The 17,979-nt window shown below is 36.8% G+C and carries 17 protein-coding genes; 12 read left to right on the top strand and 5 right to left on the bottom strand.

Annotated features, from left to right (window positions below; translation table 11 throughout):
• The 3 genes from MKY70_RS27845 (at position 1) to MKY70_RS27835 (ending at position 3,403) form a co-directional block, all read left to right on the top strand.
• Positions 1-813, top strand: coding sequence for an ABC transporter ATP-binding protein (locus MKY70_RS27845; RefSeq protein ID WP_002034935.1), 813 nt, complete (start codon positions 1-3; stop codon positions 811-813).
• Positions 814-1,014: 201 nt separating this feature from the next.
• Positions 1,015-1,953, top strand: coding sequence for an ABC transporter substrate-binding protein (locus tag MKY70_RS27840; RefSeq protein ID WP_002138981.1), 939 nt, complete (start codon positions 1,015-1,017; stop codon positions 1,951-1,953).
• A 145-nt stretch (positions 1,954-2,098) separates the two neighbouring features.
• Complete coding sequence (locus MKY70_RS27835) at positions 2,099-3,403, top strand: HD domain-containing protein (RefSeq protein ID WP_002143908.1); 1,305 nt, start codon at positions 2,099-2,101, stop codon at positions 3,401-3,403.
• A 39-nt stretch (positions 3,404-3,442) separates the two neighbouring features.
• Here the strand turns inward: MKY70_RS27835 and MKY70_RS27830 are convergent, their stop codons facing one another.
• The gene (locus tag MKY70_RS27830) at positions 3,443-3,628 is read right to left on the bottom strand and encodes a 2-hydroxymuconate tautomerase (RefSeq protein WP_001147171.1); all 186 of its coding nucleotides are present in this window, start codon (positions 3,626-3,628) and stop codon (positions 3,443-3,445) included.
• 112 nt (positions 3,629-3,740) lie between these two features.
• On the opposite strand from MKY70_RS27830, the gene MKY70_RS27825 reads away from it, so the two are divergent.
• The gene (locus MKY70_RS27825; protein WP_002016358.1) at positions 3,741-4,415 is read left to right on the top strand and encodes a site-2 protease family protein; all 675 of its coding nucleotides are present in this window, start codon (positions 3,741-3,743) and stop codon (positions 4,413-4,415) included.
• A gap of 25 nt (positions 4,416-4,440) precedes the next feature.
• On the top strand, positions 4,441-4,950 hold the full coding sequence (locus MKY70_RS27820) for a YwhD family protein (RefSeq protein WP_002016357.1): 510 nt from the start codon (positions 4,441-4,443) through the stop codon (positions 4,948-4,950).
• A gap of 32 nt (positions 4,951-4,982) precedes the next feature.
• On the opposite strand, the gene MKY70_RS27815 is transcribed toward MKY70_RS27820, so the two are convergent.
• Together MKY70_RS27815 and MKY70_RS27810 are read right to left on the bottom strand one after the other, a co-directional pair.
• Positions 4,983-7,034, bottom strand: a complete 2,052-nt coding sequence (locus MKY70_RS27815; protein ID WP_002167313.1) for a transglycosylase domain-containing protein — start codon at positions 7,032-7,034, stop codon at positions 4,983-4,985.
• 100 nt (positions 7,035-7,134) lie between these two features.
• The gene (locus MKY70_RS27810) at positions 7,135-7,860 is read right to left on the bottom strand and encodes a glycerophosphodiester phosphodiesterase (RefSeq protein ID WP_002089801.1); all 726 of its coding nucleotides are present in this window, start codon (positions 7,858-7,860) and stop codon (positions 7,135-7,137) included.
• Between the two features lie 150 nt (positions 7,861-8,010).
• Here MKY70_RS27810 and MKY70_RS27805 point away from each other — a divergent pair, with 150 nt between their 5' ends.
• The 4 genes from MKY70_RS27805 to speB all read left to right on the top strand — a co-directional run bounded on the left by MKY70_RS27805 (position 8,011) and on the right by speB (position 11,692).
• Positions 8,011-8,418, top strand: coding sequence for a MerR family transcriptional regulator (locus MKY70_RS27805; protein WP_002016353.1), 408 nt, complete (start codon positions 8,011-8,013; stop codon positions 8,416-8,418).
• 5 nt (positions 8,419-8,423) lie between these two features.
• Positions 8,424-9,587 (top strand): MFS transporter, encoded by a 1,164-nt coding sequence (locus MKY70_RS27800; RefSeq protein WP_002016352.1) that lies wholly within the window; start codon positions 8,424-8,426, stop codon positions 9,585-9,587.
• 186 nt (positions 9,588-9,773) lie between these two features.
• Positions 9,774-10,601, top strand: coding sequence for a polyamine aminopropyltransferase (gene speE, locus MKY70_RS27795; protein WP_000424693.1), 828 nt, complete (start codon positions 9,774-9,776; stop codon positions 10,599-10,601).
• Positions 10,602-10,819: 218 nt separating this feature from the next.
• Positions 10,820-11,692 (top strand): agmatinase, encoded by an 873-nt coding sequence (gene speB, locus MKY70_RS27790; protein ID WP_341026263.1) that lies wholly within the window; start codon positions 10,820-10,822, stop codon positions 11,690-11,692.
• A 419-nt stretch (positions 11,693-12,111) separates the two neighbouring features.
• Here the strand turns inward: speB and MKY70_RS27785 are convergent, their stop codons facing one another.
• The gene (locus MKY70_RS27785) at positions 12,112-13,149 is read right to left on the bottom strand and encodes a PTS sugar transporter subunit IIC (RefSeq protein WP_002034865.1); all 1,038 of its coding nucleotides are present in this window, start codon (positions 13,147-13,149) and stop codon (positions 12,112-12,114) included.
• Positions 13,150-13,383: 234 nt separating this feature from the next.
• On the opposite strand from MKY70_RS27785, the gene MKY70_RS27780 reads away from it, so the two are divergent.
• A complete protein-coding gene (locus MKY70_RS27780) occupies positions 13,384-13,746 on the top strand; it encodes a YxeA family protein (RefSeq protein ID WP_002130097.1) in 363 nt (120 codons plus the stop codon).
• 25 nt (positions 13,747-13,771) lie between these two features.
• Here MKY70_RS27780 and MKY70_RS27775 read toward each other — a convergent pair whose 3' ends face one another.
• Positions 13,772-14,812, bottom strand: a complete 1,041-nt coding sequence (locus MKY70_RS27775) for a S66 family peptidase (protein WP_341026261.1) — start codon at positions 14,810-14,812, stop codon at positions 13,772-13,774.
• 148 nt (positions 14,813-14,960) lie between these two features.
• Between MKY70_RS27775 and MKY70_RS27770 the strand changes: the two genes are divergently transcribed.
• Both MKY70_RS27770 and argS read left to right on the top strand, forming a co-directional pair.
• Positions 14,961-15,398 carry a DUF1934 domain-containing protein gene (locus tag MKY70_RS27770; protein WP_002089794.1) on the top strand — a complete coding sequence of 146 codons (438 nt, stop codon included), beginning with the start codon at positions 14,961-14,963 and terminating at the stop codon, positions 15,396-15,398.
• Positions 15,398-17,068 (top strand): arginine--tRNA ligase, encoded by a 1,671-nt coding sequence (gene argS, locus MKY70_RS27765; protein ID WP_002143903.1) that lies wholly within the window; start codon positions 15,398-15,400, stop codon positions 17,066-17,068. The genes MKY70_RS27770 and argS overlap by 1 nt, the downstream gene beginning before the upstream one ends.
• Positions 17,069-17,979: the final 911 nt, after the last annotated feature.

Raw genomic sequence — 17,979 nt, 5'->3', positions numbered from 1 at the left:
ATGGCAACTTTAGCGGTTGATGCGGTATCTGTTGGGTATAATGAAGGGTTAATTATAGATGGATTAACAGTTGAAATTCCGGAAGGACAAATTACAACGATTATTGGACCAAATGGTTGTGGGAAATCCACATTATTAAAAACGGCTTCTCGTATTTTGAAAGCAAAACGAGGTACTGTTTATCTTGATGGAAAAGCAATTGAGAAACAGCCAACGAAAGAAATCGCAAAGAAAATGGCGATTTTACCACAAACTGCAGAAGTGCCAACAGGCCTTACTGTGTTTGAACTTGTTTCATATGGACGTTTTCCTCATCAAAAAGGATTTGGAACATTGAAAGAAGAGGATTATCGCTACATTCATTGGGCACTTGAAGTGACGGGGATGACAGAATTCGCAAATCGTCCAGCAGAAGCTTTATCAGGTGGTCAACGTCAACGTGTATGGATTGCGATGGCTCTTGCACAAGGAACAGATTTACTTGTGTTAGATGAACCAACAACATACTTAGATATGGCTCATCAACTTGAGATATTAAACTTACTGAAGAAGTTAAACAAAGAAGAAGGCAGAACGATTGTTATGGTTATTCACGATTTAAATCATGCTTCTCGTTTCTCTGATCATATGATTGCATTAAAAGCAGGTAAGTTAATGAAGCAAGGAACGCCAGATGAAGTTATGACGAGTGAAACACTTCGTAACGTATTTGAGATTGAAGCGCAAATCGTTCCATGTCCAGTAAACTGTAAACCAATTTGTTTAACATACGATTTAGCGATGATTAATAATCAATTGCGTAAAAAAGCATAATTAATAGAATTTTCCCCTCTTAAAGAGGTGAGAGGGGGAGTTCTAATGGACGTTGAGCTTCTTACCCACGGATGGGAAGTTGAACGCCCGTTAGAACGGGTTATAAACAACAATTAATAAAAATATATTAATTAAATGTTGTTTTGTTTCTTATAGTTACATGCAAATTATAAGAGAAATACAGCTAGAAGGAGTCGGAATATGAAGAATTTTAAAATGGCACTATTAGCAATGGTACTAGTTGTTACTTCTGTACTATTTGCAGCTTGTTCTAACAAAGAAGAAGAAAAGAAAGCAGATGCGAAAACTGAAGAGCGCACTGTACAACACGCAAAAGGGGAAATTAAAATTCCTGCAAATCCAAAGAAAATTGCTGACCTTAGTGGTTCAACAGAAGAATTATTAATTTTCGGTATGAAACCGATTATTACTGCAAATACAACACAAGAAAAAATTGATTCACATATTGAGAAGAAATTGAAAGATGTAAAACCGGTTGGTTCTGCGTGGGGCGATAAAATTAACATCGAAGCAGTGGCTGCTGCAAAACCAGATTTAATTATTGTAAACAATCGTCAAGAAAAGATTTATGATCAATTATCTAAAATTGCACCAACAGTTATGTTAAAAACTCCATTAGACCAATGGCGTCCAAAATTCGAAGAAGTAGGTCAAATCTTCGGTAAAGAGAAAGAAACAAAAGAATGGTTCAAAAAGTATGATGAAAAAGCAAGCAAATTACATGACAAAATCGTTGCTAAAACTGGCGATGCAACATTCATGAAAATGGCTGCATATCCAAATGCATTCCGTGTATACGGTGACTACGGTTACGGTAGCGTAATCTTTGGTGATTTAAAATTACCAGCAGTTAAAGGTACACCAACTGATAAACCGTTAGTACAAATACAAAAAGAAGCTTTAATTGATTACAACCCAGATTACTTATTCGTATTTACAACTGGTGACGGTTCTCAGCGTCTAAAAGAATTCCAAGAAGAATCAATTTGGAAAAATATGAACGCTGTTAAAAACAACCATGTATTTACAATCAGTAATGAAGATGTAAACAAAGGATACTTCCCACTAGGTAAAGAAATGATCCTAGACGAAGTTACTGAGTTCATTTTAGGAAAATAATATATAAAGAAAAATCACCTTTGCTTTGGTAAAGGTGATTTTTCTTTATATAACAGGAATTAATATAGTCTTTCATTTCTTTCTGTTTCCTATATCGTTTATAATATATAGTAAGAATGCAGTAAAGAAAGGGGGATGTCGGAAAGTGGTATATTTAAACGACAAACTCAGCGAAACAAAAGTGTTTAAAGACCCAGTACATAAATATGTACACGTGCGTGATCGCGTTATTTGGGATTTAATCGGAACGAAAGAATTTCAACGCTTGCGCCGTATTAAGCAGCTTGGTACGACATTTTTTACATTTCACGGTGCAGAGCATAGTCGCTTTACTCATTCGTTAGGTGTATATGAAATTATTCGTCGTATGATTGATGATGTGTTTGATGGCAGACCGAACTGGAATGCTGAAGATAGATTGTTATGTTTATGTGCGTCATTACTTCATGATGTCGGTCACGGCCCATTTTCTCACTCGTTTGAAAAAGTATTTTCGTTAGATCATGAGAAATTTACGCAAAAGATTATCGTTGGTGATACGGAAATTAATCGTGTGTTAAGCCGTGTGGATAAGGATTTCCCGCAAAAGGTAGCAGATGTAATTGCGAAAACATCTACTAATAAATTAGCGATTAGTATGATTTCGAGCCAAATTGATGCCGATCGTATGGATTATTTATTAAGAGATGCATATTTTACTGGTGTAAAGTATGGGAACTTTGATATGGAACGTATACTGCGTGTCATGCGCCCGTACGGTAATCAAGTTGTCATTAAAAATAGTGGTATGCATGCTGTAGAGCATTATATTATGAGCCGTTATCAAATGTATTGGCAAGTATATTTTCATCCGGTAACACGTAGTGCAGAAGTAATTTTAACGAAGATTTTACACCGAGCTAAATCACTGCATGAGAAGTATTATGCGTTTAAAAATCATCCTGTTCATTTCTATTCTTTATTTGAAGAAGAAGTGACAGTAGAGGATTATTTAAAGTTAGACGAGAACGTAATGTATTATTACTTCCAAGTATGGCAAGACGAAGAAGATCCGATTTTAAGTGACTTATGCCGCCGTTTTATGAATCGAAATCTATTTAAATATGTAGAGTTTACAGATAAGCACGGTTTAGATAATTGGATGGAGCTAAGTAGCTTATTTAAAAAAATTGGACTAGACCCAGAGTATTATTTAGTTGTTGATTCAACATCGGATTTACCGTATGACTTTTACCGTGCAGGAGAAGAAGAAGAGCGTCTGCCAATCTTACTTCTTATGCCGAACGGGGAACTTAGAGAGCTTTCGCGTGAATCGGATATTGTTGAGGCGATTACAGGTAAGAAGCGAACGGATCAAAAGCTATTCTATCCGCATGATTTAATCTATGAAGATGGAAGAAAAGGAAAATATAAAGAGAGAATTATCGAGTTGTTAGAAGGAAAGAAATAAGAAGCAGCTAAGAGCTGCTTCTTATGAAAAAACTTGAAATTATTTGTCGCTTAAGCGTTTTCCGCCAACTGCATAATGGTTTTTAGACATTTCTTCGATGAAAACAACGATGTTTTCTTCAGGAGCACCAGTTGTTTCGCTTACTGCTGCTGTTACTTTCTCAGCAAGAGCTTTCTTTTGTTCTTCTGTGCGTCCTTCTAGCATTTTCACTGTTACGTATGGCATGTATAATCGCTCCTTTTATGTAAGTTACACTCTTATTATAGCGGATTATGAGGAAGAACAATCGGAAAAACAAATAAATTCTTTTTTTGACATATGGAAGAGGAGATGAGTTATGGATCAGTTATTTAGATACCCATTGCAACAAATTCCATTGGTAGCAATGGCAATTATTATTGCGCTATCTGTGCATGAATTTGCACATGCGTATGTTGCATATAAATTTGGAGACGATACAGCGAAAAAGCAAGGACGTTTAACATTATCACCGATGGCTCATTTAGATCCTATCGGTATGATTGCTGTACTAATTCTTGGATTCGGTTGGGCAAGACCAGTACCTGTTAATCCGTATAACTTTAAAAGACCGCGTCTTGCGGGAATATTAGTTTCTATTGCGGGACCGATAAGTAATCTTATCTTAAGTGCAATTGGTTTAATTATTTGGTATAGCTTAATAACGTTTGGTGTGTTAGATGCGATGCCACTTGCAGTAGCAGATACGCTGGATCAATTTTTCCAAATTTTTATTATGCTTAATATTGTTTTACTTGTATTTAATTTATTACCAATCCCGCCACTTGATGGTTATCGCGTTGTGGAAGATTTAGCACCAGCAAATATTCGTGCGAAAATGACACAGTATGAAAAGTATGGATCAATTGCGTTATTAATTCTTGTTATTACACCGCTTAGCAATTACACAATTCAACCTATTTTCAATGTTGTTATTCCATATGTATTAGTATTTTTACAAAATATCATTGCGCCTATTTTCAGGCTTTTTTAATCATTAAGCGAGGAGGAGTTTACATATGACAGAGAAAAAGAAAAAAATTGGTTTTAATATCGTGAAAAATGATTCAACAGATGGACATGGTGGTTTTGGCGTTGGGGCATTAAGTTTAGAAAATATTTCTCCTGTATTTGTTGATGTATTAGAGAAAACTGCGTTCGTTGATATCGGTGCGATGCATGCGCGTAGTACAGTAGAAAAAGGAATTAAGTTTTTAACAAATAAAGATGAAGTTCCAAACGGAAAACCGTTTTGGCTTGTTTGGGTAACAATTGAAAGAACACCAAACGGTGCTTATTACGCAGGTGCAACAGCCTGTGAAATGACAGTTGATCGTGAAATTCGCCGCGGATATAAATCACTTCCAGAGCATGTAAATAAAATGGATAAATCCCTAAAGCGTCACATCATGATTGATCATATGGATGAATCATCTAAAAAAGTACTTGGTACATTCTTAAAAGAGCATAATGAAGCAATTTGGAACGAATCTAGTGAAGAATTGCGCCACGCATTATTAGGCGAATAAAAATAGCTGACGGATTTCCGTCAGCTATTTTTTTACCACGGGAGATATTTTTTCCACCAACCCGTCTTTTTCTTCTCTTCACTAACCTTTTCGAACTCTTCCTTATCATCAACGTGATCCATACAATACTCTGTTGGCTCTGTACCTTTTGCGAAATACATTTTCACAGAAATGGGACAATTTTTTGTAGCAATCTTACCGTTTTCAGGATTAACATCGACTGCAACAACATCTGCTGGTTGTTTGAACTCTTGTTTAGGCTGTCCATCTAATCCTTTTTCCATTGTATCGGTCCATATTTTTTTTGCGTATCCTTGTTCTGCTACGTTTGAAATGGATTTAGGTTGATCGTATCCAATCCAGACCCCTGTTACAAGTTGTGGGGTAAATCCAATCATCCAACTATCAGTTTCTGTAGAACCAGACTTTCCAGCATATGTTCTTGATAGTTTTGATAACATCGATTGACCGGTCACAGCGGCATAACTGCTTAGTTTTTTATTAAACATACCTGCCATCATTTCTTCCATCACAAAGGCTTTGCTTTTATCTAAAACTTGTTTACTTTCTAAATGAGCATCGTATAGCATATTTCCTTCATGATCAACGATGCGCCTTATAAAGATTGGTTTTACTTCTTTCCCGCCGTTTGCAAACATGCTATAAGCATTGACCATTTCAATTGGTTTTACAGGAGATGTGCCGAGAGCAAGAGACGGAACATCTTTTAATGCGCTAGTAATACCGAATTGCTTCGCTGTTTTTGTAAGAATGTCTTCGCCTAAAAATAGATTTGTCTTCACAGCATATACGTTATCAGAAACAGCGAGTGCTTGTGCCATTGTCACAAAGTCGTCTGCATAATAGTTTTTATAATTTTTTGGTTTATATTTGGAAACACCATCACCTAAAGTGAATACAGTGTATTCGCTTTTTAAGCGCGTAGCAGGGGTGAATCCTCGTTCTAAGGCTGCGTAATATAGGAATGGCTTAAATGTAGAGCCGGGCTGACGAGCGGCTTGTGTAGCTCTGTTAAATTGACTCGTATTATAATCAGTTCCACCAACAAGGGCAGCCACTTCACCCGTTTTTGGATTCATAGAGACGAGGGCAGTTTGGATGTTTGTTGTTTCAGGTATATGATTTTTTACAGCTTGCTCTGCTACAGATTGTAATTTAGGGTCTAGCGTTGTATAAATACGTAAGCCGCCTCGCTGTAAGGCTTGCTCATCTAATCCGATATCCCGAAGAAGAGAAGCTTGTACAGCATCTTGGAAATAAGGTGCGACCTCTGCAACTTTTTTCGTATCCAATGAAGCAAAAGTAAGTGTTTCCTTTTTTGCTGAGGTAGCTTGCTGTTTTGTAATATAACCTTGTTCTACCATTTCATCTAGTATGAGAGATTGACGCCCTTTAGCACGCTCCTCTTTTAAAAAGGGAGAGTAGAAGCTAGGTCCTTTCGGAATGCCTGCGAGCATACTCGCTTCTGCTAATGTTAATTCTTTTGCAGTTTTATCGAAATACAGGCGAGAAGCAGCTTCGATTCCGTAAGCACCATGCCCGTAATAAATTGTATTTAAATATCCTTCTAAAATATGATTTTTATTATAGTTCACTTCAAGGCGAACGGTATACATTGCCTCTAATAGTTTACGCTTCCACGTTTTATCATGATCTAAGTATAGGTTACGAGCATACTGTTGTGTAATAGTACTAGCACCTTGTACTTTTGCCATTGCTTTTAAATCGGCAACAATGGCACCAACAATGCGCTTTATATCAAATCCATGATGTTTGTAGAATCGTTGATCTTCAATAGATAGTGTTGCCTCTTTTACATAAGGAGAAATTTCATCAAGAGATACATTATAGCGCTTTTGTGTTTCATTACTTTGTCCTATAACAGTGTCATCATTAGCGTAAAAGACACTCGTTTGCGGCACTGCAACAGGGGGAGGACCCATAATTTTTGCAGCTATAATGATAATAAAAAAGGAAAAAACGAAAAAAAGAACACAAGAAAACATTACGGTGAAGAAAAGACGTTTATATTTTTTAAGTTTTGGATTCATAGTCTGATCCATCTTTTTCAGCCCCTCATTAATACAAGCATTATTGTATTAGTATTGAGGGTTTTCGTTTATTTTAAACAATGAAATTTTGAAAACAAAAAAGCCCCTTCAATTAAGAAAGGAGCTCAAAGGCACGTGCTGGCCAATCGGTAATGATGACATCTACACCATAGTCAATCATAGTTTGTAAATCTTTATATTCATTAATAGTGTAAGGGCGAAAAACGTATCCTTGCCCCTGTGCTAATTGGACAAACTCTTTCGTTAATAATTGAAAGTTTGGATGTAATCCAGTCGCCTCGCGCCTTTTTGCTTCAGCAATAGGATCTGCAAGTGGTGTATCGTACAAAATCGCTCTTGGAATTTCTGGAGCAATTTCTGCTAATAATGAAACGGAATCGTGGTTAAATGATGAAAATGCAATTTGATTGGATAGATGATATTCACGAACAAGAGCAACAACTTTTTCTTCAATATTTGGATAATGAAGAACATCTGTTTTTAATTCAATGTTAAGTTGTAAATTTGTTGTAGAGAGCCAAATAAATACTTCTCGTAATGTTGGGATTTTCGCCTCATGGAAAGAAGGATCTTTATGGCTACCAGCATCTAAAGCTTGTAATTCCTCTACAGTTTTCTCAGAAACAAGTCCCACGCCATTTGTTGTGCGGTCCACCGTTTCATCATGAATAACAACTAGTTCACCATCTTTTGATAGATGAACATCAAGTTCAATTCCATGAGCCCCAATGCGTTCAGCCTCTTGGAAGGCAATCATCGTATTTTCTGGGTGTGTTCCTTTTACCCCGCGATGAGCGAAAATAAGTGGTTTATTCATGTGGAAATCTCCTTATCATCTCTTTTCTTTTATTATGAAACTGCTTTGAGAAAAATACAATTCATATGACAAACATTTACAAAAGTATAACAGTTGCACAAAAGTTAACGTTAACGTAAAATGTAATAATCGGTGAAGGGAGGAATACACATGTATAAAATTGATGAAGTAACAAAGCAAGTTGGTTTAACAAAGCGTACACTTCGTTATTATGAGGAAATTGGTTTAATTCATCCCCCAGAACGCAGTGAAGGGAACATTCGCCTGTATACAGACGAGGACATTGCGAGAATTAAAAGGATTGTGGAAGCGAAAGAAGTACTAGGAATTACGCTTCAAGAAATGCAACATTTCTTATCGTTAAAAGAAAGAATGGAACAAAGAAGAAATAGTGAGAATCCGCGTGACCGTGAAGTGATTCAAGAAATTAAAGAGATGCTTGAAAAACAAGTGCAAACGTTAGACGAAAAAATGGAGCAAATGCAGCGTGTTAAGGCAGAGCTAGAGGATAGTTTAAGCCGTGCAGTTACATTTTTAGAGAATACAAAAGGAGAGTAATCAAAATGGAGAGCAAACAAAAATTAGGGAGATTGATTACAGTGGTGGCTACCTTCCTTGCCTTTTCAGGTATAGGAGTAGTCGACCCAATTTTACCAAGTATTGCTGAACAAATTGGTGCTTCGCATTGGCAAGTCGAGATGTTATTTACAGCTTATATTTTAACGATGGCAATTATGATGTTACCAGCTGGAATATTCGCATCAAGATTTGGTGATAAACGAATGATGACGATCGGTCTTGCGATTGTAACTGTATTTGCATTTATATGTGGTATATCGCAAACGATTGCTCAATTATCTCTTTTCCGCGCGGGGTGGGGATTAGGAAATGCGATGTTCTTCGCAACGGCGATGACATTATTAATTGCATTAAGTAAAGAAGTTCATGAAGCAGTAGGATTATATGAAGCAGCTATCGGTTTAGGGATGGCAGGTGGACCTTTATTAGGCGGTATATTAGGTGGACATTCTTGGCGTTACCCATTTTTTGCGACGAGTATTTTAATTTCTTTAGCATTTATTTTAGTTTTCTTTTTTGTAAAAGAACCGGAGCGAAAAGTGAAGCGTAAAGCGGCAGGCGTAGGAGAATTACTTAACCTAGTGAAGTATAAACCGTTTATGCAAGGTGCTATTTCCGGGATGTTATACTACTACGGATTTTTCGTCGTGTTAGCATATTCACCACTGATTATGCATTTATCTGCTATTCAATTAGGATTTGTATTTTGCGGATGGGGATTAGCATTAGCTTACGGATCAGCAATTTTAGCACATAAGCTAGAAGGTAAATATGAACCAAAAACATTGTTAAAAGGTAGTTTACTTGTATTTGCGATTTTCTTAATTGCACTATTCTTCGTTAAAATCATGTGGTTACAAATCGTGTTAATCGTTCTATCAGGATTAGCATCAGGCTTAAATAACGCGTTATTTACAAGTTATGTAATGGATATTTCACCTTATGAAAGATCTGTTACATCAGGTGTTTATAACTTCGTTCGTTGGTTAGGAGGCGCGATTGCTCCAATTTTATCAGGAGTCATCGGTCATACAGTTTCACCACAAAGTCCGTTTTTAGTCGGTGGAATTGTTGTGTTAGTTGGTTGCGTAATGATTTTAATTCCGATTCGTAAACCGGTAGAAATAGAGACAAAAACCCTTTCTTAAGAAAGGGTTTTCTTTCCTATTACAGAGCAATCCCTTTTCACATATATGTTAGAACCCTCTGACTAAAATATATTTTCGGTATTTTTGTACTTTTAACTATACTTTTTGGATGTTTTGTTTTATTTTTGTTAGGGGACATTAATGATGTCCCTATTATAAATTTGCATTGAAAGGCGTGATTGTACGATGGAACTATGGTTCACTGAAAAACAAACAAAGCATTTTGGAATTACGGCGCGTATTAACCGCACATTACATACGGAGCAAACAGAATTCCAAAAACTTGATATGGTTGAAACGGAAGAGTTCGGAAACATGCTTATTTTAGATGGCATGGTTATGACAACAGAAAAGGACGAGTTCGTTTATCATGAAATGGTAGCGCACGTACCTTTATTTACACATCCAAACCCTGAAAACGTATTAGTAGTAGGCGGTGGCGATGGTGGTGTTATTCGTGAAGTATTAAAACACCCAAGCGTAAAGAAAGCAACTCTTGTTGAAATTGATGGAAAAGTAATTGAGTACTCTAAACAATACTTACCATCAATTGCAGGCGCATTAGATGATGAGCGTGTAGAAGTAAAAGTAGGAGACGGTTTCCTACACATCGCAGAAAGCGAAAATGAATATGACGTAATTATGGTAGATTCTACTGAGCCAGTAGGCCCAGCAGTAAACCTATTTACAAAAGGCTTCTACGCTGGAATTTCTAAAGCGTTAAAAGAAGATGGTATTTTCGTTGCTCAAACGGACAACCCTTGGTTTACACCAGAACTAATTACAACTGTGTTTAAAGACGTAAAAGAGATTTTCCCAATTACTCGTCTATACACAGCAAACATTCCGACGTATCCAAGTGGACTTTGGACGTTCACAATCGGATCTAAAAAACATGATCCATTAGAAGTAAGTGAAGAGCGTTTCCATGAAATCGAAACGAAATATTACACAAAAGAATTACACAATGCAGCATTCGCATTACCGAAATTTGTTGGCGATTTAATTAAGTAAGAGCGTTAAATTGAAATAAATAAAGTGTAAGTAACTCATTTAAGGTGTTTGTCTAGAAGGCTTGAACATGCTAGTTACTTACACTGCTACAAATGAAGTAGTCTTCTTGTGATAACAAGAAGGCCCAGGTAAATCGAGAAAGAGGAGCAATGCGCTCCAAATTTGAGAAATAGTGAAAGGTTGGGATACCTTAAGTTCCACATAAGGAGGAAAAGAATATGCGTTTTGATGAAGCTTATTCAGGTAAAGTATTTATTAAAAGTCATCCAAGTTTTGAAGAGTCAGAGGTAGTTATTTACGGGATGCCTATGGATTGGACAGTAAGTTTCCGTCCAGGATCTCGCTTTGGCCCTGCACGTATTCGTGAAGTATCAATCGGTCTTGAAGAATATAGTCCGTATTTAGATCGTGAACTAGAAGAGGTAAAATATTTTGATGCGGGTGATATCCCATTACCATTTGGGAATCCACAGCGCAGCATAGACATGATTGAAGAATATGTAACAAAACTATTAGATGCCGGTAAGTTTCCACTAGGTCTCGGCGGAGAGCACTTAGTGTCTTGGCCAATTTTTAAGGCAATGGCAAAAAAATATCCGGATTTAGCAATCATCCATATGGATGCTCATACTGACTTACGTGAGTCATATGAGGGAGAGCCTTTATCCCACTCTACACCAATTCGTAAAGTGTGCGATTTAATTGGTCCGGAAAACGTATATTCTTTCGGTATTCGTTCTGGAATGAAGGAAGAATTCGAATGGGCAAAAGAAGTAGGTATGAACTTATATAAATTTGACGTATTAGAACCGTTAAAGGAAGTATTACCGAAACTTGCAGGACGCCCAGTCTATGTCACAATCGACATCGACGTATTAGACCCAGCTCACGCTCCTGGAACAGGAACATTAGAAGCTGGAGGTATCACATCTAAAGAACTATTAGAGTCCATCGTAGCAATTGCAAATTCAAATATAAAAGTAGTCGGAGCAGACTTAGTAGAAGTAGCTCCAGTCTACGATCATAGTGATCAAACACCAATCGCAGCAAGCAAATTCGTGCGGGAAATGCTGCTCGGTTGGGTTAAATAAAAGCGTAGGCAGCTCGCTCAGAATCGCAGGTCATTGGAACGCTCGACCGAGAAGCGCTTTTGGCTTCGAACGAGAGTGTGAAATGGCCGGAGATTCTAGCCGCTGTAGCTAGATAAAATAAAAGCGCAAGCGGCTCGCTCAGAATGTGAGGGGGATGGAGCTTCAGACGTAGAGGCGTTTTTTGCCTCGAAGGAAGAAGCGAAGCCACCGATCATTCTAGCCGCTGTAGCTGGATAAAGTAAAAGTGAAGCCGACTCAAAAAGTGTTTTGAGCCGGCTTCTTTTATTAATAGGTAGGTTATTATTGTCTTATTTAGTAGTTAAGTCGATATATGCGGAGTTGTGTTCAATATAATTTTACTTACCGTCAAGCGACATAAAAAAGAGCTATTCTCAAACGATGAGAATAGCTCCCTTTCTTTACGCAACTTTCTCTTCCGAAGTAATTCCGCGAATTTCATCAGCAGAACGGATTGGATATTTGCGGAACACAATGGAACCGACGTATCCAACAATGGTGGTAACGATTCCACATAATACGGCAGCAATCGTTACTTTTATTACATCATTAAATCCGAACAGTACGAGAAGTCCTGGAATTGGTGATGCTGTCCCTGGTGCATTATTAACGAGCTGGAATAGCGACGTAATAATACCGGCAAGCGCACCGCCAACAAAGTTTGTCATATAGATAGGAATTGGATTTGCTGAGACAACATCGGCCTGTGTTAACGGCTCGATTGCCACGGCGATTGTATCTTTCTTTGAACAGATTTTTAGTCGTTTAAAGAAAATGAAGTTCATTGGGGCAGAAGCTGCTACGGCAAGACTACCAATTGCCATTGGTAAACCAGTTAATCCAAGCATTGCAGTTAGTGCCATAGAACTTAATGGAGATGTAGAAATAACTGTTATTAATCCACCAAGCATAATACCCATAATGATAGGACTTTCTGTAGTTGCAACTGAAATCATAGAACCGATTTTACCGAGTGTTGCGTTAACGAGTGGATCCATAAGCATGGCCATTCCGCGTGAAATTGGTGCAGCGATAAATAGGATTGCTAAAAACTCTACACCAGCTGGTAATTTCTTTTCGAGAAATTTCACGACGAAAGCACAAACGTATCCAGCGAAAAATCCTGGTAAAATACCGAATCCACTAGTAGCTATACCGATTAAAACAGCGTATACGGGTGAAACGCCGATTGCTAATGCGACTAAAATTGCCGCTGCGACACCGCTCATACTACCAGAAGCTTCTCCTACTGATTGTAAAAAGTCATTATGAAACATTTCTCCACCAATATAACGGTGAAATGCTTCAATAAGAAAACTTGCGATTGCTGCATTAGCTAAAGCGCCCATTGCTTTCATTCCGTAAGGCGCACGGTAACTGAAAAGTGTAAATAGACAAAGTACAACAAGTAATAGTGCTAAACCTTGCAAGATAGCCATTTGAAAACTGTCTCCTTTGATTTTTGTAATAAAAATTTGTATCATTCAATAATAATATAAAAGTTTGTTAAACGGAAAAATTTTTTATTGGGAAATTGCTGTAAGGTGAAAAACTCTTACAATAATGTAAGGAAAGTGTAAGGCATTTCGATAGAGTATAGTATGCCTTTTTTCGTATAATACAGGTATAGACATACGGCTAGTGAGAAAGCAGTGCAAACAGGAGGCGCATTTATGAAATTGGTAATTAAAGTTTTAGCTGTGTTCGCCATTATTTTAGGTGGAACAGCATATTATTTAAACACGAAAACAGAAGGTGTGCATGCTTTTGTAGACAACTTCTTTTCAAATAAAGAAATACAAGATTATTATGCTGTTATAGATAAAAGTGAGAAAAAAGACGATGAATATTTGTATACATTTAAAGGGTATACAGAAGATGGAAAGTTACAAGTTATTAAAAGAATGGTGAACCGTGAATTGCATACGGGTGCTTTTATAAAAATTTATGCAAAAGGTATGCAGGGAAAAGGATGGGCTGAAATCTCGAAAGAATCAATCCCGCAAAAAGCGTTGCAAAAAATAGAAAAACCATAAAAGGAGCGAATCGTTCGCTCCTTTTTTAGTGCGTTAAAATGGTGATAGCTGAACTTTCTTTATTAGAAATGATTTTTGCCCTTCCGCCAATTGGGAAAGTAAAAATAGGAGTTGTATGTCCGAAACTTGTATTTGCAATGATAGGTATATGTGTAAGTTCAGGCTTTGAAGCAATCATTTCTTGAATGTCTTCTATCGTACATTCTGCTCCTTTTTGCATTCGTCCTATAACAATGCCTTTTACATGTTCAAAGTCAGGTTGATGCATAAGAGAATGTAAATATCGATCAAAAGTTTTTAGGGTAGATTTTCCTGTTAAACTATCCTCTTCAAGAAATAAAATTTTGCCCTGTAAGCTTGGCATATATGGTGTACCTTGCAGTAAATTAAATGTGCTCATATTGCCACCAATAATATCTCCCATCGCTTCCCCTTCTTGAATTGAAACATATCCTTCATTTTTAATAAATTCTCGATTTTCTTGATCCATATACCAAGAGTCATCGCTCCAAGTTTCAGCTGGTAGTATTTCAATAGGTTCATGAGAAGTTAAGCACTTTAAAAAGTAATCGGTCGTATAATCGAGCCCTTTCTCCATTCCAAATGAAGAGAAGTGAGGACCTGAATATGTAACTAAGCCTGTTTTAGCATAAATTGCGTTACTTAAAGCGGTAATATCAGAATAACCGCAGAAAATTTTCGGATTTTCTCGAATTAAATCATAATCGAGATGTTTCAATAAACCATTAGAGTTGTATCCGCCAAGTGTCGTCAAAATGGCTTTTACATTAGGATCTCTAAATGCTTCGTGGAGGTCTTGAACTCGTGAAGAAATAGAAGAGGAAGCGAATCGATCTATCTCATCAGCATATTTTGAGAATGTAACTTGAAAGCCTATGTCGGTTAATCTTTTTATAGCAAGGTCTCTGTTTTCATTTGAGACAATACTTAAACTACAAGATGGTGAAATAACCCTTATTTCATCACCTTTTTTTAATTTTGTTGGTAGCACTAAATTCACCCCTTGAAATGAAAGAATATTTAGATTTAAAAAATATTTTAACATATGAAATAAAGTGAAGGTGAATTATTTTTTGAAAAGGAGTTTTCCTGATTTTTCAGCAGACAGACAGAGTCTTTTTTTGATATGATAGGAAAAGTGATTTATTATAAGTAGTATTTAATATCTATAACATTTGAAGGGTGTGCAAGACGTGAAGAAACAACTTGCAGGCTTGCCGGTACACGTTCATTTCGTAACAGAAATCCGTGAAGGGGCGAGGAAGGAAACCGTTGCTTTTGAAGCAAATGGTCAATACTATGTAAAAGGTCAAGGTACATATATAACATTCCAAGAGCCGAACGAACAAGGCGAAGTGAAAACAATTATTAAAATTCAAGATGAACAAGTTCTCATTATGCGTTCAGGTGCTATTTCTATGCGTCAGACGCATGTGAAAGGTGAATGGACAACTGGTACGTATACGAGTGAACTTGGTACGTTTGCATTGCAAACGAAAACTGATAACGTTCTTTTTAAATGGTCGGATGAAAAGAAAAAAGGACAACTCTTCTTAACGTACGCATTGCTTCTAAGTGAACAAGAAGCTGGCAGATATACAATTACACTTAATTTGAAGGAGGCAAAATAATGAATTCTTTAGAACAAGTAAAAGGATTGATTAAAGAAGAAATTCAAGCTGCTGTATTAAAGGCAGAACTAGCGACAGAAGAACAAATTCCAAACGTTGTATTAGAATCTCCAAAAGATAAAACAAATGGTGACTTCTCTACAAATATGGCAATGCAACTTGCACGCGTTGCGAAAAAAGCACCTCGTATGATTGCAGAAGACTTAGTTGCAAACTTCGATAAAGCAAAAGCTTCTATTGAAAAAATTGAAATCGCTGGTCCTGGTTTCATTAACTTCTACATGGATAATAGCTACTTAACAGACTTAATCCCAACAATCGTCAACGCTGGTGAAGCATACGGTGAAACGAATACTGGTAAAGGTGAAAAAGTACAAATTGAGTTCGTATCTGCGAATCCAACAGGTGATCTTCACTTAGGACATGCACGTGGTGCGGCAGTAGGTGACACTTTATGTAACGTATTAGCAAAAGCAGGATATGATGTATCTCGTGAGTACTACATTAATGATGCTGGTAACCAAATTCATAACTTAGCTCTTTCTGTTGAAGCTCGTTACATGCAAGCTTTAGGTTTAGAGAAAGAAATGCCAGAAGACGGTTACCATGGTGCGGACATCATTGGAATCGGTAAACGCTTAGCTGAAGAGTTTGGCGATCGTTATGCAAAAGCTGATGCAGAAGAAAGCTATGAATTCTATCGTTCATACGGTTTAAAGTATGAGTTAGCAAAACTTCAAAAAGATTTAGCAAGCTTCCGTGTTAACTTCGATGTGTGGTTCTCAGAAACATCATTATACAAAAACGGAAAAATTGATCAGGCTCTTGCTGTATTAAAAGAGCGTGACGAAATCTTTGAAGAAGGCGGAGCAACTTGGTTCCGTTCAATGACTTACGGTGACGACAAAAACCGTGTATTAATTAAAAATGACGGTTCTTACACATACTTAACGCCAGATATCGCTTATCACCGTGATAAATTAGAGCGTGGTTTCGATAAGCTAATCAACATTTGGGGTGCTGACCACCACGGTTACATTCCTCGTATGAAGGCTGCTATTCAAGCACTAGGTTACGATAAAGAAACACTTGAAGTAGAAATCATCCAAATGGTACAACTGTACCAAAATGGTGAAAAAATGAAAATGAGTAAGCGTACAGGTAAAGCAGTTACACTTCGTGAGCTTATGGAAGAAGTAGGCGTGGACGCAATGCGATACTTCTTCGCAATGCGTAGCGGTGATTCTCATTTAGACTTCGATATGGACTTAGCTGTATCAAAATCTAATGAAAACCCAGTATACTATGCACAATATGCACATGCCCGTGTATGCAGTATCCTTCGTCAAGGTGAAGAGTTAGGATTAGCTACAGGCGGAGACGTAAATTACAAACTTGTTACTTCTGAGAAAGAAGTAGAGTTACTGAAAAAACTTGGTGAATTCCCAGCTGTAGTTGCGGATGCAGCGCAAAAGCGTCTGCCACACCGCATTACAAGCTATGCATTTGAATTAGCTGCAGCATTACACAGCTTCTACAATGCAGAAAAAGTATTAAACCAAGATAACTTAGAATTAAGTAAAGCTCGTTACGAATTAATGAAAGCAGTACGCACGACACTTCAAAATGCATTAGCAATCGTAGGAGTATCTGCACCAGAAAAAATGTAATAGACAAAAGAAAAGATACTTATTTTTGTTTAGAAGTGATATACAAGTTGATATAAAGACATCTAATCAGTCTATACACTGATTAGATGTCAAAGAAAGAAGATCAACGAAAAGACGTATGGGGGAGAACCTCACGTACGTCTTGATGAGGGTAAACTGAAATAAAAAAGAGATGGCAGAGCTGTCTCTTTTTTTTTATTTCAGTTTACTAATATAAATACATGTGACAAATATATGTTATGGTGATGAAGTGAAAATAGTAAAGTACCAATTAACTATTGATTTTTAGGAACGATTCTAGAATAATAGACTGTTGGGGGTAAAATTATCAAAAATCCATATATGTATTATTAGTTGGTGGGATGTTACTAGGAAATGGTGTGATTGTTGTAAAAAACATTGTTACAGCTATGCCAAATACTAAAATAACAATTCATCTAACCAAGTATCTAACCAATTAGTAATTAATCTTGAAAACTTTCAGCTTAGTCAAGAAACTAGGGGGATATGTTTAAAATAGTACATATAGTACAATTGAAGTTTTCATGATTTGATAAAAAATAATGAAAGGATATAAATCTCTCGGTTTTGATATTATCATCATATATAAGCTCATTTTAATTCTTCGACATAGCCATGGAACCCATTAGGCAAAGTGTTTTTTCTCGACACTCATTTATATACTCCAAAAATGAAAAGGCTGAATTTCGTATTTCTATGCGATTTACATGAAATCAGTTGAAAATCATACTCTTTTTTAGTTACCCCCAAATTCGGTCCACTGTATTCAAATTTGGAGAATATGACTATCATCTTGCATAGGCAAACAATACTTCATCCAGAGCGTTTTTAATTATATAATGCTGGCGATAGAACGCTTTTTGTTCTACTTGTTTCGGTGTGTAGGTTGG

Origin of the sequence: Bacillus sp. FSL R9-9492 (genome assembly GCF_038007365.1) — a bacterium.
Classification (GTDB): Bacteria; Bacillota; Bacilli; order Bacillales; family Bacillaceae_G; genus Bacillus_A; species Bacillus_A mycoides.
The sequence above is the reverse complement of the archived record's forward strand: the minus strand, read 5'-3'. Positions and strand labels throughout refer to the sequence as shown.